At 72.4% G+C, this 25925-nt stretch carries 24 protein-coding genes; 17 read left to right on the top strand and 7 right to left on the bottom strand.

Translation table 11 applies throughout. The features are described 5' to 3' along the window. Window positions 1–22: 22 nt before the first annotated feature. From AB0C82_RS05765 to AB0C82_RS05775, 3 genes are read left to right on the top strand one after another with little or no spacing between them, the layout of a single operon-like run. Window positions 23–502: a DUF2771 domain-containing protein gene (locus AB0C82_RS05765; protein WP_362836582.1), complete on the top strand. Its 480-nt coding sequence runs from the start codon at window positions 23–25 to the stop codon at window positions 500–502. A 17-nt stretch (window positions 503–519) separates the two neighbouring features. Continuing rightward, entirely contained in the window at window positions 520–1227 is a 708-nt protein-coding gene (locus tag AB0C82_RS05770; protein WP_362836584.1) for a futalosine hydrolase, read from the top strand. Next, window positions 1208–2092, top strand: a complete 885-nt coding sequence (locus AB0C82_RS05775) for a 1,4-dihydroxy-6-naphthoate synthase (RefSeq protein ID WP_362836586.1) — start codon at window positions 1208–1210, stop codon at window positions 2090–2092. Before AB0C82_RS05770 ends, AB0C82_RS05775 begins: the two co-directional genes overlap by 20 nt. A gap of 35 nt (window positions 2093–2127) precedes the next feature. Here the strand turns inward: AB0C82_RS05775 and AB0C82_RS05780 are convergent, their stop codons facing one another. After that, window positions 2128–2511: a cold-shock protein gene (locus AB0C82_RS05780; protein ID WP_328905117.1), complete on the bottom strand. Its 384-nt coding sequence runs from the start codon at window positions 2509–2511 to the stop codon at window positions 2128–2130. A 167-nt stretch (window positions 2512–2678) separates the two neighbouring features. Here AB0C82_RS05780 and AB0C82_RS05785 point away from each other — a divergent pair, with 167 nt between their 5' ends. Continuing rightward, window positions 2679–2912, top strand: coding sequence for a hypothetical protein (locus AB0C82_RS05785; protein ID WP_362836588.1), 234 nt, complete (start codon window positions 2679–2681; stop codon window positions 2910–2912). Here the strand turns inward: AB0C82_RS05785 and AB0C82_RS05790 are convergent. Next, window positions 2892–3560, bottom strand: coding sequence for a haloacid dehalogenase-like hydrolase (locus AB0C82_RS05790; RefSeq protein ID WP_362836590.1), 669 nt, complete (start codon window positions 3558–3560; stop codon window positions 2892–2894). The two genes, AB0C82_RS05785 and AB0C82_RS05790, sit on opposite strands and share 21 nt — an antisense overlap. Before the next feature lie 94 nt (window positions 3561–3654). After that, window positions 3655–4728: a hypothetical protein gene (locus AB0C82_RS05795; RefSeq protein ID WP_362836592.1), complete on the bottom strand. Its 1074-nt coding sequence runs from the start codon at window positions 4726–4728 to the stop codon at window positions 3655–3657. Window positions 4729–4791: 63 nt separating this feature from the next. On the opposite strand from AB0C82_RS05795, the gene AB0C82_RS05800 reads away from it, so the two are divergent. From AB0C82_RS05800 to AB0C82_RS05810, 3 genes are all read left to right on the top strand, one after another. After that, window positions 4792–7338 carry a helicase C-terminal domain-containing protein gene (locus AB0C82_RS05800; protein ID WP_362836594.1) on the top strand — a complete coding sequence of 849 codons (2547 nt, stop codon included), beginning with the start codon at window positions 4792–4794 and terminating at the stop codon, window positions 7336–7338. A gap of 47 nt (window positions 7339–7385) precedes the next feature. Continuing rightward, complete coding sequence (locus AB0C82_RS05805) at window positions 7386–8159, top strand: hypothetical protein (RefSeq protein ID WP_362836596.1); 774 nt, start codon at window positions 7386–7388, stop codon at window positions 8157–8159. A gap of 140 nt (window positions 8160–8299) precedes the next feature. Continuing rightward, entirely contained in the window at window positions 8300–9943 is a 1644-nt protein-coding gene (locus AB0C82_RS05810; RefSeq protein WP_362836598.1) for a DNA repair helicase XPB, read from the top strand. A 37-nt stretch (window positions 9944–9980) separates the two neighbouring features. Here AB0C82_RS05810 and AB0C82_RS05815 read toward each other — a convergent pair whose 3' ends face one another. Further along, window positions 9981–10169: a hypothetical protein gene (locus AB0C82_RS05815; RefSeq protein WP_362836600.1), complete on the bottom strand. Its 189-nt coding sequence runs from the start codon at window positions 10167–10169 to the stop codon at window positions 9981–9983. A 375-nt stretch (window positions 10170–10544) separates the two neighbouring features. Here AB0C82_RS05815 and AB0C82_RS05820 point away from each other — a divergent pair, with 375 nt between their 5' ends. After that, on the top strand, window positions 10545–12617 hold the full coding sequence (locus AB0C82_RS05820; protein ID WP_362837079.1) for an ATP-binding domain-containing protein: 2073 nt from the start codon (window positions 10545–10547) through the stop codon (window positions 12615–12617). A gap of 108 nt (window positions 12618–12725) precedes the next feature. On the opposite strand, the gene AB0C82_RS05825 is transcribed toward AB0C82_RS05820, so the two are convergent. After that, window positions 12726–13415 carry a copper homeostasis protein CutC gene (locus tag AB0C82_RS05825; RefSeq protein WP_362836602.1) on the bottom strand — a complete coding sequence of 230 codons (690 nt, stop codon included), beginning with the start codon at window positions 13413–13415 and terminating at the stop codon, window positions 12726–12728. Window positions 13416–13661: 246 nt separating this feature from the next. On the opposite strand from AB0C82_RS05825, the gene AB0C82_RS05830 reads away from it, so the two are divergent. The 5 genes from AB0C82_RS05830 (at window position 13662) to AB0C82_RS05850 (ending at window position 21316) form a co-directional block, all read left to right on the top strand. Continuing rightward, window positions 13662–15944, top strand: a complete 2283-nt coding sequence (locus AB0C82_RS05830) for a heavy metal translocating P-type ATPase (protein WP_362836604.1) — start codon at window positions 13662–13664, stop codon at window positions 15942–15944. Between the two features lie 255 nt (window positions 15945–16199). Then, complete coding sequence (locus tag AB0C82_RS05835; RefSeq protein ID WP_362836606.1) at window positions 16200–16613, top strand: hypothetical protein; 414 nt, start codon at window positions 16200–16202, stop codon at window positions 16611–16613. Between the two features lie 5 nt (window positions 16614–16618). Then, complete coding sequence (fxsT, locus tag AB0C82_RS05840) at window positions 16619–19354, top strand: FxSxx-COOH system tetratricopeptide repeat protein (protein WP_362836608.1); 2736 nt, start codon at window positions 16619–16621, stop codon at window positions 19352–19354. A 9-nt stretch (window positions 19355–19363) separates the two neighbouring features. After that, on the top strand, window positions 19364–20020 hold the full coding sequence (locus AB0C82_RS05845) for a hypothetical protein (RefSeq protein ID WP_362836610.1): 657 nt from the start codon (window positions 19364–19366) through the stop codon (window positions 20018–20020). A 66-nt stretch (window positions 20021–20086) separates the two neighbouring features. Continuing rightward, entirely contained in the window at window positions 20087–21316 is a 1230-nt protein-coding gene (locus tag AB0C82_RS05850) for a Cmx/CmrA family chloramphenicol efflux MFS transporter (protein ID WP_362836612.1), read from the top strand. 46 nt (window positions 21317–21362) lie between these two features. Here the strand turns inward: AB0C82_RS05850 and AB0C82_RS05855 are convergent, their stop codons facing one another. Together AB0C82_RS05855 and AB0C82_RS05860 are read right to left on the bottom strand one after the other, a co-directional pair. Then, complete coding sequence (locus AB0C82_RS05855) at window positions 21363–21650, bottom strand: DUF4031 domain-containing protein (RefSeq protein WP_362836614.1); 288 nt, start codon at window positions 21648–21650, stop codon at window positions 21363–21365. Further along, a complete protein-coding gene (locus tag AB0C82_RS05860; protein WP_362836616.1) occupies window positions 21647–22015 on the bottom strand; it encodes a hypothetical protein in 369 nt (122 codons plus the stop codon). The genes AB0C82_RS05855 and AB0C82_RS05860 overlap by 4 nt, the downstream gene beginning before the upstream one ends. A gap of 115 nt (window positions 22016–22130) precedes the next feature. On the opposite strand from AB0C82_RS05860, the gene AB0C82_RS05865 reads away from it, so the two are divergent. Genes AB0C82_RS05865 through AB0C82_RS05880 form a run of 4 tightly spaced genes read left to right on the top strand, consistent with a single transcriptional unit; the run spans window position 22131 to window position 25887 of the window. Next, entirely contained in the window at window positions 22131–23048 is a 918-nt protein-coding gene (locus AB0C82_RS05865) for a MurR/RpiR family transcriptional regulator (RefSeq protein WP_362836618.1), read from the top strand. A gap of 59 nt (window positions 23049–23107) precedes the next feature. Continuing rightward, window positions 23108–24091: an N-acetylmuramic acid 6-phosphate etherase gene (murQ, locus tag AB0C82_RS05870; RefSeq protein ID WP_362836620.1), complete on the top strand. Its 984-nt coding sequence runs from the start codon at window positions 23108–23110 to the stop codon at window positions 24089–24091. Between the two features lie 48 nt (window positions 24092–24139). After that, a complete protein-coding gene (locus tag AB0C82_RS05875) occupies window positions 24140–25657 on the top strand; it encodes a PTS transporter subunit EIIC (RefSeq protein WP_362836622.1) in 1518 nt (505 codons plus the stop codon). Between the two features lie 59 nt (window positions 25658–25716). Next, window positions 25717–25887 carry a hydrophobic protein gene (locus AB0C82_RS05880; RefSeq protein ID WP_362836624.1) on the top strand — a complete coding sequence of 57 codons (171 nt, stop codon included), beginning with the start codon at window positions 25717–25719 and terminating at the stop codon, window positions 25885–25887. Window positions 25888–25925: the final 38 nt, after the last annotated feature.

Here is a 25925-nt window from a genome sequence, read left to right on the forward strand (position 1 = left end):
GGCGACCGATAGCCTTCGGCCCATGACCGTTGCGTTCTTCTCAGGTAAGGGCCGTCGAATCGGCGTCGCTCTTGGTGCCGTGTCCGCGGGCCTCCTTGTCCTGTCCGCCTGCGACAAGCCGACGCCGCTCGCGACCGTGACGGTCGGCGACAAGTCGGTGGGCGTCGAGGCGTCCTGCTACAACGACGGCGATCCCATCAAGGAATCGCTGATTCAGGGCTGCCTGAACAAGAAGGCAGAGCACTCCATCGACGTGGCGATGGACGACAAGGTCCGCTTCGGCGTCGACCCGGAGATCGCCGAGAACGGCTGGACGCTCTTCATCAACGGCCAGCAGGCCGAGCAGGAGCCCTACAAGAAGACCTACCGGTCCATCCCGGGCAGTGCCTTCTTCGCCAGCCAGACCGGCGAGACCACGGACAAGACGCAGATCAGCATCGTGGAGACCCAGGGCAAGAGGCTCACGGGCATCTGGCAGTTCCAGCTCAAGAAGACCGACTGACCTTGCAGGACTCCCCCGTGCGTGTGCTCGTCGTGACCGCTGTCCCCGTCGAACGGGACGCGGTCACGCGTGCGTTCGGGGACGGGCAGCCGCAGGCGCACTTCGTCCGGGGTGCGGAGATCCACCGGGCCGGCGGCTTCGACGTCCTGGCGGGCGGCGCGGGTCCGGCGGCCGCCGCGGCTTCGGCCGCGTTCGCCCTGGCCGCCGCCCCCGTCCCGTACGAGCTGGTCGTGTCCGCCGGAATCGGCGGCGGTTTCGCGCCCGCCGCCCCGGTGGGCTCCCTCGTCGTGGCGAGCGGCATCGTCGCCGCCGACCTGGGTGCGGAGACGCCCGACGGGTTCGTCCCGGTGACCGGTCTCGGTTTCGGCCGCGACCGGTATCTGCCGCCCCGTTCGCTGGTACGGGCCGTGGCCTCCGCCACCGGGGCCGTGTCCGGCACGGTGCTGACCGTCTCCACCGTGACCGGCAGCGCGGCACGCGCCTCGGCGCTGCTCGCCGCACACCCGGGTGCCGTCGCCGAGGCGATGGAGGGGTTCGGTGTCGCCGAGGCCGCCGAGCGGTTCGGCGTGCCGGTGCTGGAGCTGCGGGCCGTCTCCAACGCCGTCGGCCCGCGTGACCGGGCCGCCTGGCGCATCGGCGAGGCTCTTTCCGCCCTCACCGAGGCGTTCGGGAAGATCGCCCCCGTACTGGAAGGTTGGACTCTGCATGACCGACACCTCGACTGACGCCACGGGCGCCGTGGCCGCCGACGCGAAGCTGCGGATCGCCTTCTCCCCGTGCCCGAACGACACGTTCGTCTTCGACGCCTGGGCGCACGGCAGGGTCCCCGGGGCACCCGCCCTCGATGTCACGTTCGCCGACATCGACATCACCAACGGCATGGCCGAGCGGGGCGAGTTCGACGTACTCAAGGTCTCGTACGCCGTCCTGCCGTGGGTCCTGGACGAGTACGCGCTGCTGCCGTGCGGCGGTGCGCTCGGCCGCGGCTGCGGGCCGCTGGTCCTGACGAAGGAGCCGGGCACCGATCTGACGGGCCGAACGGTCGCCGTGCCGAGCGAGCGCTCCACGGCGTACCTGCTGTTCCGGCTCTGGGCCGCCGAGGCGGTGCCGGGCGGGGTCGGCGAGATCGTCGTCATGCCGTTCGACGAGATCATGCCCGCGGTGCGGGACGGCCGGGTGGACGCGGGACTCGTGATCCACGAGGCACGGTTCACGTACCGGAACTACGGGCTCCACAGCCTCGCCGACATGGGCGAGCACTGGGAGGCGACGACGGGGCTCCCGATCCCGCTCGGCGCGATCATCGCCAAGCGGTCGCTGGGCAGGGAAACGCTCGAGAACCTGGCCGAGTCGGTCCGTACGTCGGTCCGGATGGCATGGGACGACCCGGAGCGCTCCCGGCCGTACGTGCTGGAACACGCCCAGGAGATGGACCCGGCCGTGGCCGACCAGCACATCGGGCTGTACGTCAACGAGTTCACCGCGGACCTCGGTGAGGACGGCTACGCGGCGATCCGCGGACTGCTGACGCGCGCCGCGGCCGAGGGCTTGGTACCGCCGCTCGGCCGGGACGCGCTGACGTCTCTCTGAGGGACTTCTCGGGCTTCTCGCCCGAGGCTTCCCGCCTACACGTCGAGCTGGTCGGCCACCGCGCGGAGAAGACCCGCGATCTGGGCGCCCGCGGCCTTGTCGGGGTAGCGGCCCCGCTCCAGCATCGGCGTGATGTTCTCCAGCAGGGTCGTCAGGTCCTGGACGATCGACGCCAGCTCGTCCGGCTTGCGGCGCTGCGCCGCCGCGACGGACGGGGTGGGGTCGAGGATCGCTACGGAAAGGGCCTGGTCGCCGCGCTGACCTGCGACGACACCGAACTCGACCCGTTGGCCGGGCTTGAGGGCGTCGACGCCGGCAGGGAGTACCGACGAGTGGACGAAGACGTCACCACCGTCGTCACGCGAAAGAAAGCCGAAGCCCTTTTCCGAATTGAACCATTTGACCTTACCCGTGGGCACGTCTGTCCTCGTCCTCGTACTCGTCGGTGCGCGGGAGAGCCGTGAAACGGCTCCGGATAGCAGTACAGCGGGTCTCCATGACCCGCCATGCCCAAGGCTAATGGCCCAGGGGCCGGTGACAAGACGTCGCCCGATGGTTCCTCCGGGCTGGGAACTACCCTGGCTGGGTGAGTACTACTCCTTCCGGCGCCGGCGACCGGCTCGTCCAGGTCGGCGCGATCGTTTTCTTCATCGGCGCGGTGGCCACTCTGGTCACTGTCGCCCCACTGTTCCTGGGAACCGATCCGTTCCCGACCATCGCCTACGCGGTGTCCATGCTGATGGGCGTGGGCTTCCTGATCGCCGGGGCGGGAGTCGTCCGGAGCGTGTGGCTGAGCAGGTCAGACCTGTCCGGCACCTGAGGAGGCGACCCACGCGGACAGCCAGGCCGGGAAGCCGGTGAGGTCGGGCATCACGACGTCCGCGCCCGCCGCGCGCAGCTCGTCCGCGTCGCACGGTCCGGTCGTCACGCCGAAGGACAGGCAGTCCGCCGCCCGGGCTCCCCGTACGTCTCCGGTGTGGTCGCCGACGTAGATCCGCGCCCCGTGCGCGAGCAGCGCCTCCGCCTTGGCCTCCGCCCAGAGCCGGCCGACGACCGTGTCCGGTTCGATGCCGAGGTGGGCGAGGTGCAGTTTCGCGCTGGGCTCGTGCTTGGCGGTGACGACGATCGCCCGGCCGCCCAGCGCCCGTACCGCGGCGACGGCCTCCCGGGCGCCGGTCATGGCCAGGGTCGGTGTGATCGCGTGCGCCGGGTAGATCTCGCGGTAGCGGTCGGCCGTGGCGGCCACCTCGGCCGCCGGGAACCAGTTGGCCAGTTCCTGCTCGACCGGGGGGCCGAGCCTGCTGACGACGAGATCGCAGTCGATGGGGACCCCCGTCTCCGCCGACAGGGCCAGGTAGGCGGCCCTGATGCCCGGCCGGGAGTCGATGAGCGTCATGTCGAGGTCGAAGCCGACCGTGGGAGGGGGCTTCGGCAGGGCGGTCGGCGGGGTCTGAGGTATCGGAGCCATGGGGGCCATTGTGCCGACCCGCGCCGGGGCCCTCCCACCCGTTCGTCCGGGGCACGCGACGCCCGGGCACAGGCGGCCTGGCTCCCCGCGCCCCTCAGCCCGTGAGCCGCCGGGAGCGCCAGATCAGGTACAGGGCCGAGGCGACCGCCGCCGTGCGGAGCACCACCGGCCAGGTGGCGGCGAGGGCCTCGCCCATGCCGCTCTCCCGGATCGGGTCGCCCCACCGGCCGTCCAGGCGGCCCCAGAGCCAGACGAGGGCTCCCGCGACCACCACGCCGGGCAGGCCCATCGCCACCCACTTCGCCTCGGCCCTCGACAGCTTGCGGGAGCTGTAGGCGAGCAGCCAGCCGCCCGCCAGGGCCAGCCAGGACCCCATGAAGGCTCCCGCGAGCAGCAGGGCGGCGGCCAGCAGCAGGAAGGGGTTCGAGAGGCGGGGGCGGGAGGGAGCGGACGGTTCCGCGGTCTCCTCGGGAGCTTTCGCCGTGGTCTTCCTACGAAGGCGCAGAGGGAATTTCCCGACTGCCCGGGACTCCGGCTCCTCGGCCTCCTCCTCTTCCTCCTCCTCGGCCGCCTCCTCGGGGCGTACGGGAGGAGACGGCGGCCTCAGCATCTCGGGGATCTCCACGCCGCCGACGAAGCCCGGCACGCTCACCCCCTCGCCGAGCGGGCCGGGTTCGACGCGCCACCACTCCGGAGTGCCGGTGCCGGGCGCCGACGGTGCCTGGTCCAGGCCCGCCATGTGAGGGGCCTGTGCGGACGGCCAGCCGGGGACCGGGCCCGTGTCGTCGGCCTCGGCGGGGGCAGGGGCCGGGGCCGACGCGCCCTTGCGGGAAGTGTCTTTGCGGAGCATCCCGCGCCGCGGCCGGGGCACGGCTCGGGTGCTCTTCGGGGCCGGCTCCGCCGCCGTACGCGGTGAGGGCATCAGCACCGTCCCGTCGGCCGACTTCGCTGCCGCGGCGACCAGTTCGTCCGGTGTGCCCAGCCTGCCGATGATGCGGCGCACCACCGCCGGAGAGTCCGCACCTGCCGTGCCGCGCTGCCGCTCGATCTCGCCCCGCAGCGTCGACACGAGTCTCATCCGGGCGCCCGAGGACAGCTGTTGCTGCTGGGCCAGGTCCCCGACCCGGCTCAGATAGTCGTAGACGAGCTGGTCGCTCTCGATACCCACTCGGCTGTTCCCCTCTACCCGCCCTGCCCCGACCGTAGCGTTTCACCGGCTACCGTGGGACGGATGGGGACGACCACACCACCGCGCACGCTCGCCGAAGCCCTGCGCGCCAGGGGCGACGAATCGCTGGCACGGCTTCTGCGTGCCCGCCCCGACCTGCTCAGCCCCGTACCGAACGACATCACCCAACTCGCCACCCGGGCAGGCACCCGGGCCTCCGTGGTCCGTGCGCTGGAGCATCTGGACCGCTTCGTGCTGCAGACCGCGGAGGCGCTGGCCGTGGCTCCGGACCCGGCTCCGTACGACACGCTGCTCTCGCTGCTGACCGGTGACGGCCAGGACGACGGCGAACACCGCGACGACGCGGGTGCGGCGATCGCCGCCGCGCTGCCCGGCGCGCTGCGGAACCTGCGCGAACAGGCCCTGGTCTGGGGCGAGGACGAGCGGCTGCACCTGGTGCGTACCGCACGCGAACTGCTCGCCCCGTCCCCGCAGCACCCCTCCCCCACCGGGCTCGGCCCGACCGTCGCCGAGGCCACGGCGGGCATGTCACCCGGGCGGCTCCAGGACATCCTGACGGCCGCCGGGCTGCCCGCCACGCACGACCCGGTCTCCGCGGTGACGTCGCTCGCCGGGCTGTTCACCGACCGGACGAGGATGGCGGCCCTGCTGGACACCGCGCCGGTCGAGGCCCTGTCCGTCCTGGACCGGCTGGTGTGGGGCCCGCCGTACGGGGAGGTCACGCCGAACCCGACCCCGCCCGTGAAGTGGCTGCGCGACCGCGGGCTGCTGCTGCCCGTATCGACCCGCACCGTCGTGCTGCCCCGCGAGGCGGCGCTGCACCTGCGGGCAGGTCGCGCCCATCGCGTTCCTGAACCGGTGGCGCCGGCCGTCGAGGCCGCGGCCGAACGCGATCCCCAGGCTGTGGACAGGGCCGCCGCCGGGCAGGCGTTCATGGCGCTGTCCACCATCGAGGAGCTGCTGAAGCTCTGGAACGGCGGCGGCCCCACCGTCCTGCGGGCGGGCGGCCTGAGCGTGCGCGAGCTCAAGAGGGCCGCGAGCGCGATGGACGTCTCCGAGCAGACCGCCGCCTTCTGGATCGAACTCGCCTACGCGGCGGGGCTGCTGGCCTCCGACGGTGAGACCGAGGAGCGGTACGCGGCGACGCCCGCCTACGACGACTGGCTCGAACTCCCCGCACAGGACCGCTGGGTGCGCCTCGCCACCACCTGGCTCACCGCCACCCGCACCCCGGGCCTGGTCGGCGGCCAGGACGCCAAGGGGCGGGCGCTCTCCGCGCTCGGCCCCGAACTGGACCGCTCCGCCGCGCCGGAGGTACGCCGCCGGGTGCTGGAGCTCCTCGCCGCCCTGCCGCCCGGCACCGCGCCCGACCCGGCGGGTCTGCTCGCCCGGCTGCGCTGGGAACGCCCGTTGCGTGCCGGAGCCCGTGGCGGGGCGACGCCCCCGCCCGGCTCCTCGGCGGGCACCCCGTCCAGGGCCGCCGGTACGGGGTACGGCACGTCGTCCGCGACGGGCGCCACCGCCCCCGGCGACACGTCCGACCTGCGCTCACGGCTCGCCCTGTGGACGCTCAACGAGGGCGAACTCCTCGGTGTCACCGGCCGGGGCGCGCTCTCCTCCCAGGCCCGCGCCCTGCTGGCGGACGGCCCGGCCGAGGCGGCCGCGCGACTCGCCCCGCTCGTCCCCGAACCGCTCGGCCACGTGCTGCTCCAGGCCGACCTGACGGCCGTCGCCCCGGGCCCCCTGGAACGCCCCCTCGCCGAGATGCTGTCGGTGCTCGCGGACATCGAGTCGAAGGGCGGCGCGACCGTCTACCGGTTCACCCCCGGGTCCGTGCGCCGCGCCCTGGACGCCGGACAGGCCGCCACCGATCTGCACGCCTTCCTCGCCGCGCACAGCCGTACGCCGGTGCCGCAGCCGCTCAGTTACCTCATCGACGACGTGGCGCGCCGCCACGGACATCTGCGGATCGGTGGCGCCTCCGCGTACGTACGCTGCGACGACGACGCCGTGCTCAACGAGATCCTCGCCGACAAGCGCTCGGCGACGCTGCGGCTGCGCCGCCTCGCGCCGACCGTCCTGGCCGCGCAGACCGATCCGGCGTCCCTCCTGGAGGGTCTGCGGGAGATGGGGTTCGCCCCGGCCGCCGAGTCCGCGGAGGGCGACGTCCTGATCACCCGGGCGGGCGCCCGCCGTACCCCGGCCCGCTCGGCCCCCGCTCCCGTCCCCGAGGGCCCGCCCGTCCCGGACGACACCCTGCTGGGCGCCGCGGTCAGGGCGATCCGGGCCGGGGACACGGCGGCGACCGTCGTCCGCAAGGACGGCACCGAGGCCCCGTCGGCCGGCTCCCTGCCCCGTACGACCTCGGCCGAGACCCTGGCGACGGTGCAGGCCGCCGCGATGACGGGCTCCGCGGTCTGGATCGGCTACGTGAACGCGGAAGGTGCGGCGAGCCAGCGGGTGATCGCCCCGGTCCGGGTCGAGGGCGGCTTCGTCACGGCCTTCGACCACACGGCCGACGAGATCCGTACGTACCCTCTGCACCGCATCACGGGCGTCGCGGAACTGGCGGACGACTCGGGGTCGTGAGCCGCACCGGAGGTGACGTTCCCGGTCTCCGGGGCGCTGGAAGAGACATGTTCCGTCCCTCCCCGCGTTCCTGGCTGCTCCTGGCCGTGCCCGTCCTCGCGCTCCTCGTCCTGGTGGCGTGGCAGACGTACCGCCAGGCGGCGCCCGAGCACCGCGCGCACTCCCGGCTCGATCTCCCGCCAGGGCCGCTGACGGACATCCCGCTCGCCGGCCGTGGCGGTCCGACGGCCCTGCTCTCCCGGTGCGGGGTGGACGACTGGCCACGCCCCCCTGCGCGCGGCGACGGCGAGCGGGGCGACAATCCGCAGCTGGTGTTCGGCGGCTGGGGCTCGACCGGTCCCGGCGCCGGCAAGCCGGGCAAGCCGCGCTTCACCGTCCATCTGGCGCTGCGCGCGAAGCGTCTGCCGCTGCTGCTGCCCACGCCCCCCGGCACCGGCAGGGTCACCCTCGACATCTTCGGGCCGCACGGCGAGGGCCGCCGCGCCTCGGCGCGGGGCCTGTCGGCCACCGTCGTCGACGCGGAGGACGGGAAGCCGTCCCCGCTCCCGGAAGCGGGTTTCCTCCGCGTCGACCCCGGCACGACCGTGTACCTCGACGTGGCCCTGCCGGCCGGCGCCGTGTGCCCGGGCTACACCGCGAGCGATGTCGGCGGGTGCGCGCCCGAGCACACCAACGACTCCGCCGACTGCCCCGTTCTGACCCTCACCTTCACCGACCCGTCGATCCGGGCCCACCGCGCGCTGACCACGGGGAAGCCTCCGGCCGGGCTGAGCGACCGGCTCGTCGTGGTGTCGGAGGAACCGGACGTCTCCGAGGTCTGACCGGGCGGCCGGGAGCCCGTGTGACGGAGGCGTTCACACGTCACACCTTCGAGCCACGCACCGATCGCCCCTCATGCTGCACACTGGACGTTTGGCCCTTCCCGGCCGTCCCAGCAGCAGAGCAGAAAGGGCCGAAGCGCGTGACCGGACCCCTCATCGTCCAGAGCGACAAGACGCTGCTCCTCGAAGTCGACCACGAGCTGGCGGATGCCTGCCGCCGCGTGATCGCCCCCTTCGCGGAGCTGGAGCGTGCGCCCGAGCACATCCACACCTACCGGGTGACCCCCCTCGGCCTGTGGAACGCCCGCGCCGCCGGGCACGACGCCGAGCAGGTCGTCGACGCCCTGGTGGAGTACTCCCGCTACCCCGTGCCGCACGCGCTCCTGGTCGACATCGCCGAGACGATGGCGCGGTACGGCCGCCTCACCCTGTCCAAGCACCCGGTGCACGGTCTCGTCCTGACGACCACCGACCGTCCGGTGCTGGAGGAGATCCTCCGGTCGAAGAAGGTCGCGCCCCTCGTCGGCGAGCGCATCGACCCGGACACCGTCGCCGTGCACCCCTCCGAGCGCGGTCAGATCAAGCAGACGCTGCTGCGGCTCGGCTGGCCCGCCGAGGACCTCGCGGGGTACGTCGACGGGGAGGCCCACCCCATCGAGCTGGCCGAGGACGGCTGGTCGCTGCGCCCGTACCAGAAGCAGGCCGTCGAGGGCTTCTGGCACGGCGGTTCCGGTGTCGTCGTCCTGCCTTGCGGGGCGGGAAAGACGCTGGTCGGAGCCGGTGCGATGGCCGAGGCGAAGGCAACGACGCTGATCCTGGTCACCAACACCGTCTCCGCCCGCCAGTGGAAGAGCGAGCTGGTGAAGCGCACCTCGCTGACCGAGGAGGAGATCGGCGAGTACAGCGGTACGCGCAAGGAGATCCGCCCGGTCACCATCGCCACCTACCAGGTGCTGACGACCCGCCGTAAGGGCATCTACCCGCACCTGGAGCTGTTCGACTCCCGCGACTGGGGTCTGGTGATCTACGACGAGGTGCACCTGCTGCCCGCCCCCGTCTTCAAGTTCACCGCCGACCTCCAGGCGCGGCGGCGGCTCGGTCTCACGGCCACCCTCGTCCGTGAGGACGGGCGCGAGTCGGACGTCTTCTCGCTCATCGGACCGAAGAGGTTCGACGCGCCGTGGAAGGAGATCGAGGCGCAGGGCTACATCGCGCCCGCCGACTGTGTCGAGGTCCGGGTCAACCTGACGGACTCGGAGCGCCTCGCGTACGCGACGGCGGAGGCCGAGGAGAAGTACCGGTTCTGCGCCACGACGGCGACGAAGCGGAAGGTCACCGAGGCCCTGGTCGCCAAGCACAAGGGCGAGCAGACACTGGTGATCGGCCAGTACATCGACCAGCTCGACGAGCTGGGTGAGCATCTGAACGCCCCGGTGATCAAGGGTGAGACGAGCAACGCCCAGCGCGAGATCCTCTTCGACGCCTTCCGGCAGGGCGAGATCAGTGTCCTCGTCGTGTCGAAGGTCGCCAACTTCTCGATCGACCTGCCGGAGGCCACCGTCGCCATCCAGGTGTCGGGGACGTTCGGCTCGCGCCAGGAGGAGGCACAGCGGCTCGGCCGGGTGCTGCGGCCGAAGGCGGACGGGCACGAGGCCCGCTTCTACTCGGTGGTGGCGCGCGACACGATCGACCAGGACTTCGCGGCGCACCGCCAGCGGTTCCTGGCCGAGCAGGGGTACGCGTACCGGATCGTGGACGCTGACGAGCTGCTGACCGAGAGCTGAGCGGCGGCGCGGGGTGCCCGCCGCCGCTCCGGGGGGCTCAACGGCGGCGGCGGACGCCCGCCTCTTCCGCGTACTCGCCGAGGACGGCCACGCGGAACGCGGTGCGCAGGAAGACCGAGGCGGCGCGGAGCGCGTCGCCGACGCGGTGGCTGTAGTGATGACCGGTGGCCGCGCTCGCGCCGTGCGCGGGGCCGGTTCTGCGGGGGTTCAGCTGCACGGTGCTCATGTCTTCCATGGTGCTCCGCCCGGCTCCGTGGGGCGTCGGTCCGCGGGCTGAAGCATGTGGGGACGGTCGTCACCCTCGGGTCGGACGGCATCCCCTACGGGGTGGAGCCGCCCCGATTCGTTCGACCGGGCGGGCCGGCGTGGATACAATCGCCGGTCTGCCCGCCTCCCGCACCGTGGTACCGGCCTCCGCCGGCAGCCGGGGGAGCGCCGCCGGCCGGACGGAAACCGGCCGACACCTACGCATTCATCCCTGAGCGGATCACGTCGTCTCCTGTCGTACCGGAGTACGCGGTCCGCCGTCCTGCGTTGAAAAGTCGGAGGCAACACCGTGCCCGCGCACGAAACGGACAGCGACACCACCACCACCGAGCCTCTGGACCTCCCGGATTCCGCGGATCCCCTGGACCCGCTGGCGCACGAACGCGCCCATCTCGCCGCGTCCCGCGCCGCGCTCCGCGCGATGCGTGAGGACGTGCAGGCCCTCGACATCCGCGACGTCACCGCGAACTGGGTCAACTCCGTCGTCCTCCAGGCCCAGATGGACGACCGCATCAAGGCACTCGCCGACCTCTCCCACACCCCGCTGTTCTTCGGGCGCCTGGACTACCTGCACCGGGTCGGTGCGGATCAGGCGGAGGGCGCCGAGGGCGAGCAGTTCTACATCGGGCGCCGCCACGTCCATGACGGCGACGGCGACCCGATGGTCATCGACTGGCGCGCGCCGGTCTCCCAGCCGTTCTACCGGGCGTCCAGGAAGGACCCGCAGGACGTCGGCCGGCGGCGGCGCTTCGGTTACACGGGCGGCGAGCTGACCGCGTACGAGGACGAGCACCTCAGCGACCCGGCCGAGGCGGCGCAGACCAGCAAGCTCCTCCAGGCGGAGATCGAGCGGCCCCGCGTCGGCCCGATGCGCGACATCGTGGCCACGATCCAGCCCGAGCAGGACGAGATCGTCCGGAGCGGGCTCGGCGGGACGGTGTGCGTGCAGGGAGGCCCCGGTACCGGCAAGACCGCCGTGGGACTGCACCGTGTCGCGTATCTGCTGTACGCGCACCGCGACCGGCTGGCCCGCACCGGGACCCTGGTGATCGGTCCGAACCGGTCCTTCCTCCACTACATCGAGCAGGTGCTGCCGGCGCTGGGCGAGCTTGAGGTGAAGCAGGCCACGGTCGACGACCTGGTGACGGCGCACGTCGAGGTCCGTGGCTCGGACGAGGCGGCCACCGCCGTGGTCAAGGGCGACGCCCGCATGGCGGAGGTCCTGCGGCGCGCGATCCGTTCGCACGTGACGCTGCCGACGGAGCCGGTCATGGTGGTGCGCGGCTCGCGCCGCTGGCGGGTGCCCGTGTACGAACTGGAGGAGATCGTGAAGGAGTTGCTGGCCCGCGACATCCGGTACGGCGCCGCCCACGAGGCACTCCCCCAGCGCATCGCCCACTGCGTCCTGACCCGGATGGAGGAGGCGGGCGAGGCCCCCGACGACCGGGTGCAGAACGCGGTGGCCCGCACCCCCGCGGTGAAGGCGGCCGTGAAGGCGTCCTGGCCCGCCGTCGACCCGGCGAAGCTGGTGCTGCGGCTCCTGTCCGACCCGGAGTTCCTGGCCGCGCACGCGGACGGCGTCCTCAGCGGGGACGAGCAGAAGGCGATTCTCCTGGCCAAGCCTCCGCGCAGCGTGAAGTCGGCGAAGTGGTCGCCCGCGGACGCGGTGCTGATCGACGAGGCAGGTGACCTGGTCGCCCGTACGCACTCGCTCGGCCACGTCGTCATCGACGAGGCGCAGGACCTGTCGCCGATGCAGTACCGCGCGGTGGGCCGCCGCTGCTCGACCGGTTCGGCGACGGTGCTCGGCGACCTCGCGCAGGGCACGACGCCGTGGTCGACGGAGAGCTGGGAGCAGGCGCTCTTCCACCTGGGCAAGCCGGACGCGCTGGTCGAGGAACTGACGGCGGGCTTCCGTGTGCCGCGTGAGGTGATCGCGTACGCCTCACGGCTGCTGCCCGCGATCTCGCCGGGTCTGGCCCCGGTGGAGTCCGTGCGTGAGTCGCCGGGTTCCATGGCCGTACGGGAGGTGGCTGATCCGGCCGGTCTGGACGCGGCGGTCCTCGCGGCCTGTGAGGAGTCGCTGACCCACGAGGGCTCGATCGGCCTGATCGCCGCCGACGCCCGCATCCCGGCTCTCGCCGCGGCGCTGGAGGCGGCGGGTCACGCCTACCTCTCCCCCGGCGAGGAGACGACGGCGGAATCGCGCCTGACTCTGGTCCCCGCCTCTCTGGCGAAGGGTCTGGAGTACGACTACGTGGTACTGGACGACCCGGCGGCCGTGGTCGACGGCGAACCCGACGAACGCACCGGTCTGCGCCGCCTGTACGTGGCACTGACCCGCGCGGTCTCCGGGCTCGTGGTGCTGCACGCGGCGCCCTTGCCGGAAGCACTGGGGCAGGCGTAGGGGAGCCCCGCCGGGGCAGCGAAATTCGATCGGCCATGAAGGGCGGAAGGTACTCCGGGTGGCTTCCGTAGCCATGGGCGTCCGTCACGGGTTCCTTCCGCCCGGCCCTCACCCGTCCAGGGCCGCTCTCCATTCCCGTACAGCCGCCTCGTCCACCGGTGCCGACCAGCCGCCGGGGCGCGCCGCGCCGCCGATGTGGACGGCGTCGATGCCGCCGGCGAGGAGCCGGGGGAGGTGGTCCAGGCGGAGGCCGCCGCCGACCAGGATCCGGGCCTCGTAGCCGGGTGTGCCCGAACGGGAGGCTTCGGCCAGGAGGGTCGGGATGCCGTCGTCGACGCCGGTCGCCGCACCCGCCGTGAGGTAGGTGTCCAGGCCCGGCAGATCGGCGAGGGCCTTGCGCAGGGCGTCACGGTCGGCGGCGCGGTCGATCGCCCGGTGGAACGTCCACCGGCAGCCGTTCAGCTCGGCGAGGAGCCGTTCGACGGCCACCAGGTCGGGGTGGCCCTCCTCGTCGAGGAAGCCGAGGACGAACTCCTCCGCGCCCTCGGCCCGCATCTCACGGGCCTTCTCCACCAGTACGTCGATGTCACCGGCGGCGAATCCGTCCGCGACCCTGAGCATGACGCGCAGGGGAATGTCCACGGCGGACCGGATCGCCGCGAAGGTCTCGCGGGTCGGCGTGAGGCCGTCCGCGGCCATGTCGGCGACCAGTTCGAGTCGGTCCGCACCACCCGCCTGGGCAGCGACCGCGTCCTGCGCGTCAAGAGCGATCACCTCCAGGACTGCACGGTTGCTCATGGGTCCCCATTCCTCCAGATAACGGCCACAGGTCTAGTCCAGTGACCCAGCCTACGGGGCGCGCACCGGAAGGTGCGGCTCCCCATGTAAACGTGCGGCGAAGGAGATGCGTGAGACCGCACCGCTGCCGCGCGGATCATCCCTTGCGTTTCATAGGGGTGGGGGGTATACATAGGAGTGACAGATACCCCAGGGGGGTATACAGAAGCGAGCCGGGACAGGAACCGGAAGCCAGGGAGGGACCCCGTGTCCGCGCACACCACCACACCCGACGCCGGTGCCGTCGGCACAGCCGCCGAGGTCGAGCTCGCCATCGGCGGCATGACCTGCGCCTCGTGCGCGGCCCGCATAGAGAAGAAGCTGAACCGGATGGACGGGGTCGAGGCCACCGTCAACTACGCCACCGAGAAGGCCAAGGTCAGCTACCGGGGCGAGGACATCTCCGTACGGGACCTGATCGCCACCGTCGAAGCGACCGGATACACCGCCCAGGAGCCCGCTCCCCAGGTGACGGCCCGCGCCGGGGAGGAAACCGCGGAGGACGACGAGGCCGACGAGCTGCGGCCCCTGCGGCAGCGGCTGCTCACCGCCGTCGCGCTCGCCGTGCCCGTCATCGCGATGGCGATGGTCCCGGCGCTCCAGTTCGACTACTGGCAGTGGCTCTCCCTCACCCTCGCCGCCCCGGTCGTCACCTACGCGGCCTGGCCCTTCCACCGGGCCGCCTGGACCAACGCCAGGCACGGCGCGGCGACCATGGACACGCTGATCTCGGTCGGCACCTCGGCCGCGTTCCTCTGGTCGGTGTGGGCACTCTTCCTCGGCACCGCCGGCATGGCCGGCATGACCCACCCCTTCGAGCTGACCATCGGCCGCAGCGACGGCGCGGGGAACATCTACCTCGAAGCCGCAGCCGGAGTCACCGCGTTCATCCTTGCCGGGCGCTACTTCGAGGCCCGCTCCAAGCGCAAGGCGGGCGCCGCGCTGAAGGCGCTCCTGGAGCTCGGCGCCAAGGAGGTCACCGTCCTGCGGGCCGGCGGCGAAGTGACCGTCGCGACCTCGGCCCTCCAGGTCGGGGACCACTTCCTGGTCCGCCCCGGCGAGAAGATCGCCACCGACGGCACCGTCGTCGAGGGCTCGTCGGCCGTCGACGCCTCGATGCTCACCGGCGAATCCGTCCCCGTCGAGGTCGGTACGGGCGACTCCGTCACCGGCGCCACCCTCAACGCGGGCGGCCGGCTGGTCGTCGAGGCCACCCGCGTCGGCGCCGACACCCAGCTCGCCAGGATGGCCAGGCTCGTCGAGGACGCCCAGAACGGCAAGGCCGCCGCCCAGCGCCTCGCCGACCGCATCTCCGCCGTCTTCGTCCCCGTCGTGATCGCGCTCGCCCTCGGCACACTCGGCTTCTGGCTCGGCAACGGCGCAGGCCTGACGGCCGCGTTCACCGCCGCGGTCGCCGTACTGATCATCGCCTGCCCCTGCGCCCTCGGCCTCGCCACACCCACCGCCCTCATGGTCGGCACCGGACGCGGCGCCCAGCTCGGCATCCTCATCAAGGGCCCCGAAGTCCTGGAGACCACCCGCCGCGTCGACACGATCGTCCTCGACAAGACCGGCACCGTCACCACCGGCCGCATGACCCTGCTGGACATCCACACCACCGAAGGCACCACCGAAACGGACGTCCTGCGAATCGCGGGCGCCCTGGAACACTCCTCCGAACACCCCATCGCCCAAGCCGTCGCGGCGGGCGCCACCGTCGAGGTGGGCACCCTCCCCACCCCCGAGGACTTCGCCAACATCGCGGGCCTCGGCGTCCAGGGCATCGTCGAGGGCCACGCCGTCCTCGTCGGCCGCGAGCAGCTGCTCGCCGAGTGGGAGATCCACCTGCCGGTGGAACTGGCCCGCAGCAAGGCCGCGGCGGAGGCCGCCGGCCGGACGGCCGTCGCGGTGGCCTGGGACGGAGAGGCGCGGGCGGTCCTCGAAGTCGCCGACGCCGTCAAGGACACGAGCGCCGAGGCGATCCGCCGGCTGCGGGACCTGGGGCTGACCCCGATCCTGCTCACCGGGGACAACAAGGCCGTCGCGGAAGCGGTCGCGGCGGAGGTCGGGATCGACGAGGTGTACGCGGAGGTCATGCCGGAGGACAAGGTCGACGTCGTCAAGCGCCTCCAGGCGCAGGGCCGTTCGGTGGCCATGGTCGGTGACGGCGTCAACGACGCCGCCGCTCTCGCCCAGGCCGATCTGGGCCTGGCGATGGGCACGGGCACGGACGCCGCGATCGAGGCCGGTGACCTGACCCTCGTACGCGGAGACCTGCGGGCCGCGGCGGACGCCATCCGGCTCTCGCGCCGGACGCTCGGCACGATCCGCACGAACCTGTTCTGGGCCTTCGCCTACAACGTCGGCGCCCTGCCGCTCGCCGCGGCGGGCCTGCTCAACCCGATGATCGCGGGTGCCGCGATGGCCTTCTCCTCGGTCTTCGTCGTCGGCAACTCGCTGCGGCTGCGGGGGTTCAAGGCGACGGCGTGACAGGCCGCGCACGTGCGGTGGACCGCTCGGGGCTCCGCCCCGTACCACCGCAGCCGGACGCCGGCGGGGCAGACACCAGCCCCACCGGCGTCCGGCGTACGCGCGGTGCGGGGCGTCGGCCGGCCGCGGTCCGGAGGCCGGCTCAGGCCGGGGTGCCCCCTCCAGCCAACCCCACGCGGGCGCAGGACGCCGACTGGCATCATGGAGAGGGTCATGTACGTGGCAGCCTGCCCTGGCAGGCGAGTTGGGGGAAAAGTGGACGCTTTAACGGTCGCAGGCGAGATCGCGCCCTACGTGACGGCAGCCGTCGGTGCCTACGGCACCGCCGTACTGACCCTCGCCACCGACGCGAGCGCGGACGCCACGGTCGGCCTCGGCCGCCGCATCCTCCAGCGCATCCGCGGCAACCAGGAGGACCCCGCCGACCTCGACCGGCTGGAGCAGGCCGTCGCCGAGGCGGCGCAAGCACCCGAGGACGAGGACTTCCAGGCCATGCTCCGGGTCCAGATCAAGAAGGCGCTGCTCGCCGACGCCGAACTCACGGCGGACATCGCACGCATGGTCTCCGAGTCCTCGGTGTCCTTCACCGCCTCCGGCGAAGGCGCGGTGGCCGTCCAGCACAACTCCGGGGTCATCAGCACCGGAAGCAACGCACAGATCCAGCGGTGAGCGCCATGACTCCCGTACAGCCGCCCGAGCATCCCGCCCCCGCCGGTTCCGCGCGCTGGGAGGCGTCGGGCGACCGTGCCGTCGCCGTGGACGCCAACGCGGGGATCATCAGTACGGGACCGGGGGCCACCATCTATACGGCCCCCGCCGTCCAACTCCCCCCGGCACAGAGCGTCGCGGAGCCCCGCGGGCAGCGTAACCACAACCTTCCGCGCCCGCCCAGTGCCCTGTTCGTGGGCCGGGACGCCGACGTCGTCAGGCTCGGTACGGCGCTGGCGGAGGAGAACGAGCCGGTCACTCGGATCCTGGTCGGGCTCGGCGGAGTCGGCAAGACGAGCCTCACCCTGCAGTACGCCCACCGGTACCGGGAGCGGTACACGACGGTCTGGTGGATCACCGCCGACAACCCGGACGCCATCACGGCCGGGCTCGCCTCGCTCACCAGCCGGCTACTGCCCGACCTCGCCACCCCGGCCACCACCAACGCCCTTGCCGAGTGGGCGATTTCGTGGTTCCAGACGCATCCGGGCTGGCTCGTGGTGTTCGACAACGCGGACGACCCGAGCCACCTCGCGCCGGTCATCAGCCAGCTCGACACCGGCCGCCACCTGATCACCAGCCGCCGCACGGCCGGCTGGCACCACCTCGCCTCGCCGCTGCGCCTCGACGTCCTCAGCCCGGCCGACGCAGCCGAACTGCTGATGCGCACAGCCGGTCGCACCGCGACAGGTAACGCGGCCGACGCGGCGACCGTGGCCGAGCTGGCCGCGGAACTCGGCCACCTGCCGCTCGCCCTGGAGCAGGCCGGTGCCTACGTGCACAACCACGCCATCGACTTCGCCGCCTATCTGGAACGGGTGCGGCGCTACCCGGCGCGGATGTTCGCGACCGCCTACGCGGGCAGCACCGACCGTCGCACCATCGCCCGTGTCTGGCGCGTGACGCTCAGCACCATCGCCGACCGGGACCCGCTCGCCGTGGAGATCCTGCGGACGCTGGCCTGGTTCGCGCCGGACCACATGCCGCTGGACCTCATCACGTCGATCGACGACGACCTGCTGGCGGTGGACGACGCACTGGCGCTGCTCGCCGGCTACAGCATGATCACGCTGGCGCCACCCCATCTGCGCGTCCATCGCCTGGTCCAGGCGGTGGCCCGCACGGCGGACCCCGCCGACCCACTGCGTACCGAGGAGGCGATCCTGATGGCGCGAGACCGGGCCGCGAGGTTCCTGCTGGACAGCCTGCCGCGCGAGGGGACCGAGGGGGAGTCGGGCGCTGCTTCGATCGCCGTCCCCCAGTGGCCCGGCTGGCGGAACCTCCGTCCGCACATCGAAGCCTTCATGGAACTGATGCCGCAGGACCAGGACACCGCCGAGGTCGCCGTCGTGCTGCACGAGACGTCCCGCTTCCTGCTGGACCAGGGCCACGTCCCCCAGGCCGCCCGCTACAGCGAACGGGCCCTCGCCGCCCGCGAGCGCGTACTCGGCGACGACAGCCCCGAGACGCTCTCCACCCGCAACCAGCTGGGGAACATCTACCGCGCCGCCGGAGACCTCGGCCGGGCGATCCCGCTGTACGAGCGGACCGTCGCCGCCCGCGAACGCGTCCTCGGCGCCGACCACCCGGACACCCTCTCCACCCGGAACTACCTGGCCAACGCCTACCGCGACTCGGGCCGCGTCGACCGGTCGATCCCGCTGTACGAGCGCACCCTCGCCGACCGCGAGCGGGTCCTCGGCCGGGATCACCCGGAGACGCTGATCTCCCGCAACAACCTGGCGAGCGGCTACCGCGACGCGGGCGACCTCCGGCGCTCGATCCCCCTCTTCGAGACGACGCGCACGGAGGCAGAGCGCGCACTGGGCCAGGACCACCCCCGTACGCTCCTCTTCCGCAACAACCTCGCCACCGCCTACGAGGCAGCGGGCGACCTGGCCCGCGCCCTCCCCCTGTACGAGCGCACGCTCGCCGACCGGGAGAGCCTCCTCGGCGACACCCACCCCGACACGCTCACCACGCGCAACAACCTGGCCGGCGCGCTGCAGGACACCGGCAGTCTGCCGCGCGCCCTTGAGCTGTACGAGCGCACGCTCGCCGACTCCGAGCGAGTGCTCGGCCACGAGCACCCCCGTACTCTCCTGGTCCGCAGCAATCTGGCCGACGCGCTGGCGCAGGCGGGCGACCGGGGCGCGGCCCGGGCCCTCTGGGAGGCGGTCGTCACCGACTCCGAACGCCTGCTGGGCACCGACCACCCCGACACCCTCCTGGTCCGCGGCAACCTGGCCGGTGTCCTGGAGGAGACCGGTGACCCCGGGCGAGCCGCCGCGCTCTGGGAATCGGTCGTCGCGGACTCGGAACGGGTCCTCGGCACCGACCACCCGGACACGCTCCTCGCGCGCTGCAACCTCGCCCGCGCAGAAGGCTCGGTCGGACTCTCGCAACGGGCGCTCGCCGACTGCGTACGCGTGCTCGGCGACGACCACCCCCGCACCCTCACCGCGCGCCGCGAACTGGCGCTCGCCCTCGACGCGGCGGGCGACCTGCCGCAGGCGCTCGCGATGTGCGAGCGCGCGGCCGAGGACTCCGCGCGGGCGCTGGGCGCGGACCACCCGCGAACCCGCTCCGCACGGGCCACGCTGGCGCGCCTGCGCCGCACGTTGATCGTGCGGGTGCCCCCGCTCGACGGATCGGCGTCCCGGCGGGTCATCCTGAACAACGCCACCCCGGACAGGCCCTAGGGTCGCCCCATGACCGACGACAGCGCCCAGAGCCACCTCCGCACCCGCTGGCACGCGGCCCTCGTCGCCGTCCGGGGCGGCGCCGAGGATCCCGATCCGCTGCCGTACGCCGACAACCTCCTGGCGCGCTGGGCCGAACCCCAGCGGCGCTACCACACCACCGCCCATCTGGCCGCGGTCCTGGACCGCGTCGACACGCTCGCGAGCCACGCGGCGGATCCGGACGCGGTGCGGCTCGCCGTCTGGTTCCACGACGCGGTGTACCGCCCCGACCGCTCGGAGAACGAGGAGCGCAGCGCCGTACTCGCCGAGCGCGCCCTGCCCGAGGCCGGGGTTCCGGACGCCATCACCGCCGAGGTGGCCCGCCTGGTCCGCCTCACGGTCACCCACGATCCGCAGGACGGCGACACCGACGGCGAGGTGCTGTGCGACGCGGACCTGGCGATCCTGGCGTCCGGCCCGAAGGAGTACGCGGAGTACGCGGCGCAGGTGCGCGAGGAGTACGCCTTCGTCCCCGACGAGGCGTTCCGGGAGGGCCGGGCAGCGGTGCTGCGGCAGCTCCTGGGGCTGCCCAGGCTGTTCCGTACGCCGCACGGGGTCGCGGAGTGGGAGCCGAGGGCGCGACAGAACCTGACGACGGAGCTGGAGCTGCTCACGGGAATGTGAGCGTCGGAATGTGTGTTGCCGAGTGTCATGCCCGATTCCGTCTCCAGCCCTTCCCGTCGTGCCCGTATGCCCCTGGCCGTATACATCCTGGGTCTCTCGGTCTTCGCCCTCGGTACCAGCGAGTTCATGCTGTCCGGGCTGCTGCCACCGATCGCCAAGGACATGAACGTGTCCATCCCGCAGGCCGGGCTCCTCATATCGGCCTTCGCGATCGGCATGGTGATCGGCGCCCCGCTCCTGGCCGTGGCCACGCTGAGACTCCCGCGGCGGACCACCCTCATCGCGCTGATCTCGGTCTTCGGCCTCGGGCAGATCGCGGGTGCGCTGGCTCCGACGTACGAGGTGCTCTTCGTCTCGCGGGTGGTCAGCGCCTTCGCCTGTGCGGGGTTCTGGGCCGTGGGCGCCGCCGTCGCCATCGCGATGGTGCCGATGAACGCGCGGGCGCGGGCCATGGCCGTGATGATCGGCGGGCTGTCGATCGCCAATGTGCTGGGTGTGCCCCTGGGCGCGTTCCTCGGTGAGCACCTGGGCTGGCGTTCGGCGTTCTGGGCGGTGGGCGCGGCGTCCGCCGTGGCGCTGGTCGGGGTGGCGACGCTCATCCCCCGCATCCCGCTCCCGGACCGGAAGCCGCAGCTGAAGCGGGAGATGTCGATCTACCGGGACCGGCAGGTCTGGCTCTCCGTGGTGATCACGGCGCTCGCCGCCGGTGGTGTCTTCTGCGCGTTCAGCTACCTCGCACCGCTGCTGACGGATGTGGCGGGGCTGGGTTCCGGCTGGGTGCCGTGGGTGCTGGGGCTTTTCGGAGTCGGTGCGCTGATCGGTACGACGATCGGCGGCCGGGTCGCGGACGCGCACCTCTTCGGGGTGCTGCTCAGCGGGATCACGGCGTCCACGGTGTTCCTGGTGGCGCTGGCCCTGTTCGCCTCCAGTCAGGTGGCCGTGGTCGTGCTGGCGTTCCTGCTCGGTCTGTCGGCGTTCTTCACGGCGCCCGCGCTCAACGCCCGGATGTTCAACGTGGCGGGCGCGGCCCCGACCCTGGCCGGAGCGACGACGACGGCCGCGTTCAACCTGGGCAACACGAGTGGCCCGTGGCTCGGCGGCACGGTGATCGACGCGGACTTCGGCTTCGCGGCGACGGCCTGGGCGGGCGCCGCGATGACGGTGCTGGCCCTGGTGGCGGTGTTCTTCTCGCTCCGGCTGCACCAGGGGCAGGGCACCCGGTCCCGCCTGGTCGCCTCGGCGAAGTCGACAGCGGATGCGACGGGGCCGAGGCCCGCCACGGCCGACAGGACCTGACGCCCCGCACCACCCCGAACCACCCCCGCCGCCGGACTCGCACCCCTCAGGCGGGGCCGTCACCCCCCGGCGCGGGCCGCCCCTTCGGCCGCCGCAGACCGGCCGCCGTGATGCGCCGCACCAGCTCCTTCGAGCCGATCTCCCGCGCCCCGGCGCGGACCGCGTCGGGGTACCGCGCGGCCGGTACGTCGTAGTGGTCGCGCTCGAAGGCGCGCGGCGGGCAGCCGATCGCGGCCGCGAAGGCATGGAGTTCGTCGAACGACTCGTCACTGACGAGATGCGACCAGAACTGTCCGTGTCCCGGCCAGTCCGGCGGGTCGATGTAGACCGTCAACGTCTCAGCACCCCGCCCAGCCCGCCCACCGGGGCCACCTGCACGGTCGCCTTGGTGCAGACCCAGTGCGGGTCGGCGCCGAGCTCGGGCTCGACGTCGAGCGCGTGCGGCCCGTCCTCGACACAGACGGGGCACAGGGGCCAGCGGCCGTACGAGTCCAGCAGTGCGTCCTGGACGTCCTGGGCGATCAGGCCGACGACGAAGTCCGCGCCCTCGGGCCACTGCTCGACCCACCAGCGCCGGTTCGTCACGGCGTCCTCGACCAGCGAGACGATCTCGGCCTCGGCGACGTCGCCCGCGACAAGATCGGCCATGACGAGCGCCCGGGCCGTGTGCAGCGCCTGTTCCAAGGGGTTCATCTCCATGCAGCCATTGTCCTCCACCCCCGGCGCGCAGCGGGCCGCAAGGGGTGACGCTCTCCACCCGAGGTACCGCCCCGAGGGGGTTGACGGCGCGCAGGCTTGAAAATATCTTTCAAAGGTGACCAATGAAGTGAAGGAAAGTTTCACCGCTGCTTCCCCGCCCGCTCCCGCCGCGCTCGCGGCCAAGGTCCGGACCCTCGCACCGTCCATGACCCGCTCCATGCAGCGGGTCGCCGAAGCCGTCGCGGGGGACCCTGCGGGGTGCGCCGCCCTCACCGTCACCGGTCTCGCCGAGCTCACCGGCACCAGCGAGGCCACCGTGGTCCGCACCGCCCGCCTCCTCGGCTATCCCGGCTACCGCGATCTGCGCCTCGCGCTCGCCGGACTCGCCGCCCACCAGCTGTCCGGCCGGGCGCCCGCCGTCACCGCCGACATCACGGTCGACGACCCGATCGCGGACGTGGTCGCCAAGCTCGCCTACGACGAGCAGCAGACCCTCGCCGACACCGCGTCCGGGCTCGACACCGTGCAGCTCGGCGCCGCCGTGGCCGCCGCGTCGACCGCCCGCCGCATCGACATCTACGGCGCCGGCGCCTCCTCTCTCGTCGGCCAGGACCTGGCGCAGAAGCTGCTCCGCATCGGCCTCATCGCGCACGCCCACGCAGACCCGCACCTCGCCGTCACCAACGCCGTGCAGCTCCGCTCCGGTGACGTGGCCATCGCGATCACGCACTCCGGCTCCACCGGCGACGTCATCGAGCCGCTCCGGGTCGCGTTCGACCACGGCGCCACGACCGTCGCGATCACCGGCCGCCCCGACGGCCCGGTCTCGCAGTACGCCGACCACGTGCTGACCACGTCCACGGCCCGCGAGAGCGAGCTGCGGCCCGCCGCCATGTCGAGCCGTACGAGCCAGCTCCTCGTCGTGGACTGCCTGTTCATAGGCATCGCGCAGCGCACGTACGAGACGGCCGCGCCCGCACTCGCCGCGTCGTACGAGGCACTCGCCCACCGCCACAACCCCCGCACCCGCTGAACCACTCGAACCGCTCGAACCGCCGAACGTACGAGATCGAGAAAGCAGAGCCGCTCTCCATGACCTCATCCACTGACACCGGCACCGAGTCCGGCGCCGGATCCACCACCCCCGCCGGATACGGGGAACTGCGCGCCGAACTCGCCACGCTCACCACCGAGGCCTTCCGCCCGGAGCTCGCCGACATCGACCGGCTGCCGACGCGGGAGATCGCGGAGATCATGAACGGCGAGGACGGCACCGTCCCCGCCGCCGTCGCCGACAAGCTGCCGCAGATCTCCGCGGCGATCGACGCCACCGCCGAGCGCATGGCGCGCGGCGGCCGGCTGATCTACGCGGGCGCCGGCACCGCCGGCCGCCTCGGTGTCCTCGACGCCAGCGAGTGCCCGCCCACCTTCAACACCGACCCGTCCGAGGTCGTCGGCCTCATCGCGGGCGGCCCGAGCGCCATGGTCAAGGCCGTCGAGGGTGCCGAGGACAGCAAGGAGCTGGCCGCCGCCGACCTCGACTCCCTCTCCCTCACGGAGAACGACACCGTCGTCGGTATCTCCGCGTCCGGCCGCACTCCCTACGCGATCGGCGCCGTCGAGCACGCCCGCGCCCAGGGCGCGCTGACCATCGGCCTGTCCTGCAACGCGGACTCGGCGCTGGCCGCCGCCGCCGAGCACGGCCTCGAAGTAGTCGTGGGCCCGGAGCTCCTCACCGGCTCCACCCGCCTCAAGGCCGGAACGGCGCAGAAGCTCGTCCTCAACATGCTCTCGACGATCACGATGATCCGTCTCGGTAAGACGTACGGGAATCTGATGGTCGACGTCCGCGCCTCCAACGAGAAGCTGCGGGCCCGTTCGCGCCGCATCGTCTCGCTGGCCACCGGCGCCTCCGACCAGGAGATCGAGGCGGCGCTCGCCGCCACCGACGGCGAGGTGAAGAACGCGATCCTGACCATCCTCGGCCAGGTCGACGGCCCCACCGCCGCCTCGCTCCTCACGGAGTCGGACGGGCACCTCCGCGCCGCCCTCGCGGCCGTTCACAGCACCACCTGACCCACCCGCACCACTCCCGTACCCCCGCACAGCAAGGCACCACGCCCCATGGCTACTGAAGACAAGAACCGCGCCACCGCCGCCGCGATCCTTCCGCTCGTCGGTGGCGCAGCGAACGTCGACTCCATCGCCCACTGCATGACCCGGCTCCGCCTCGGTCTGCACGACCGTTCACTGGTCGACGACGAGGCCCTCAAGGCGATCCCCGCCGTCATGGGCGTGGTCGAGGACGACACGTACCAGATCGTCCTCGGTCCGGGCACGGTCGCCCGGGTCACCCCGGAGTTCGAGCGCCTGGTCGAGGAGGAGCGGGCAGCCGCCCCCGTCGTCCACACCGCCGACGAACTGGCCGCCCAGGGCGCGGCGATCAAGGCGCAGCAGAAGGCGAAGAACGCCACGCCGTTCAAGCTGTTCCTGCGCAAGATCGCCAACATCTTCGTCCCGCTGATCCCGGCCCTCATCGGCTGCGGCATCATCGCCGGACTCAACGGCCTGCTGGTCAACCTGGAGTGGCTGCCCGCCGTCACCCCCGCCCTCGCCGCGATGGCCTCCGGTTTCATGGCGCTGATCGCGGTCTTCGTGGGCTACAACACGGCGAAGGAGTTCGGCGGTACGCCGATCCTGGGCGGTGCGGTCGCCGCGATCATCGTCTTCCCGGGCGTGGCCAACATCGAGGCGTTCGGCCAGCAGCTCTCCCCCGGCCAGGGCGGTGTGCTCGGCGCGCTCGGTGCCGCGGTCCTCGCGGTGTACGTGGAGAAGTGGTGCCGCCGCTGGGTCCCCGAGGCCCTGGACGTGCTGGTGACCCCGACGCTCACCGTGCTGGTCTCCGGCCTGGTGACGATCTTCGGCCTGATGTACGTGGCCGGGGAGATCTCCTCCGCGATCGGTACGTTCGCCGACTGGCTGCTCTCCAACGGCGGTGCGGGCGCGGGCTTCGTGCTGGGCGGTCTCTTCCTCCCGCTGGTGATGCTGGGCCTGCACCAGGCGCTCATCCCCATCCACACCACGCTCATCGAGCAGCAGGGCTACACCGTCCTGCTCCCCATCCTCGCGATGGCCGGTGCGGGCCAGGTCGGTGCGGCCGTGGCCGTCTACCTCCGGCTCCCCCGCAACGAGTCGATCCGCCGCACCATCAAGTCGGCCCTCCCGGCGGGCCTTCTGGGTGTCGGTGAGCCCCTGATCTACGGCGTCTCGCTCCCGCTGGGCCGCCCGTTCATCACGGCCTGCGTCGGTGGTGCGTTCGGCGGCGGCTTCGTAGGACTGTTCAACCAGCTCGGTGACACGGTCGGCTCCACGGCCATCGGCCCGTCCGGCTGGGCGCTGTTCCCCCTCCTGGACGGCAACCACGGCCTGGGTTCGACGATCGCGGTCTACGCGGGCGGCCTGGTGGCCGGTTACGTCGCCGGCTTCGTCGCCACGTACTTCTTCGGCTTCAGCAAGGACCTCCTGGCGGAGTTCAACGTCTCCCAGGAACCGGCCCTTTCGAAGATCGCCGCCACCGGCCCGGCCGGCACGGCTCCGGCTCCCGCACCGGCCCCGACTCCGGAAGGAATTGCGGTCCAATAGCGTGCGAGTGGTGTAGGGAATTAGTTCGGGGGCACCAGAAGCCCTGGAGGTTGATATCAATGGTTCCCCTGCTTCTCGTACTTCTGCTCGCCCTGCTCCTCTTCGGTGCAGGTTTCGCACTCAAGGCACTCTGGTGGATTGCGGTCATTGTGCTGGTGGTGTGGCTGGTCGGTTTCTTCGTCCGCCCGGCCGCCAGCGGCGGCCGTCGTGGCCGCTGGTACCGCTGGTAGACGCCGTCCACAAGCATCAGCGCGGGTGGGCCCGGACA

The sequence above is a fragment of the Streptomyces sp. NPDC048560 genome (assembly GCF_040650955.1).
Lineage (GTDB): Bacteria > Actinomycetota > Actinomycetes > Streptomycetales > Streptomycetaceae > Streptomyces.

Excerpts from the sequence above, each read along its gene's own strand:
- AB0C82_RS05765 (WP_362836582.1), top strand. The coding sequence starts at position 23 with ATGACCGTTGCGTTCTTCTCAGGTAAGGGCCGTCGAATCGGCGTCGCT.
- AB0C82_RS05775 (WP_362836586.1), top strand. The coding sequence starts at position 1,208 with ATGACCGACACCTCGACTGACGCCACGGGCGCCGTGGCCGCCGACGCG.
- AB0C82_RS05790 (WP_362836590.1), bottom strand. The coding sequence starts at position 3,560 with ATGGCTCCGATACCTCAGACCCCGCCGACCGCCCTGCCGAAGCCCCCT.
- AB0C82_RS05800 (WP_362836594.1), top strand. The coding sequence starts at position 4,792 with ATGGGGACGACCACACCACCGCGCACGCTCGCCGAAGCCCTGCGCGCC.
- AB0C82_RS05805 (WP_362836596.1), top strand. The coding sequence starts at position 7,386 with ATGTTCCGTCCCTCCCCGCGTTCCTGGCTGCTCCTGGCCGTGCCCGTC.
- AB0C82_RS05815 (WP_362836600.1), bottom strand. The coding sequence starts at position 10,169 with ATGAGCACCGTGCAGCTGAACCCCCGCAGAACCGGCCCCGCGCACGGC.
- AB0C82_RS05825 (WP_362836602.1), bottom strand. The coding sequence starts at position 13,415 with ATGAGCAACCGTGCAGTCCTGGAGGTGATCGCTCTTGACGCGCAGGAC.
- fxsT (WP_362836608.1), top strand. The coding sequence starts at position 16,619 with ATGACTCCCGTACAGCCGCCCGAGCATCCCGCCCCCGCCGGTTCCGCG.
- AB0C82_RS05845 (WP_362836610.1), top strand. The coding sequence starts at position 19,364 with ATGACCGACGACAGCGCCCAGAGCCACCTCCGCACCCGCTGGCACGCG.
- AB0C82_RS05850 (WP_362836612.1), top strand. The coding sequence starts at position 20,087 with ATGCCCCTGGCCGTATACATCCTGGGTCTCTCGGTCTTCGCCCTCGGT.
- AB0C82_RS05860 (WP_362836616.1), bottom strand. The coding sequence starts at position 22,015 with ATGGAGATGAACCCCTTGGAACAGGCGCTGCACACGGCCCGGGCGCTC.
- murQ (WP_362836620.1), top strand. The coding sequence starts at position 23,108 with ATGACCTCATCCACTGACACCGGCACCGAGTCCGGCGCCGGATCCACC.
- AB0C82_RS05875 (WP_362836622.1), top strand. The coding sequence starts at position 24,140 with ATGGCTACTGAAGACAAGAACCGCGCCACCGCCGCCGCGATCCTTCCG.
- AB0C82_RS05880 (WP_362836624.1), top strand. The coding sequence starts at position 25,717 with ATGGTTCCCCTGCTTCTCGTACTTCTGCTCGCCCTGCTCCTCTTCGGT.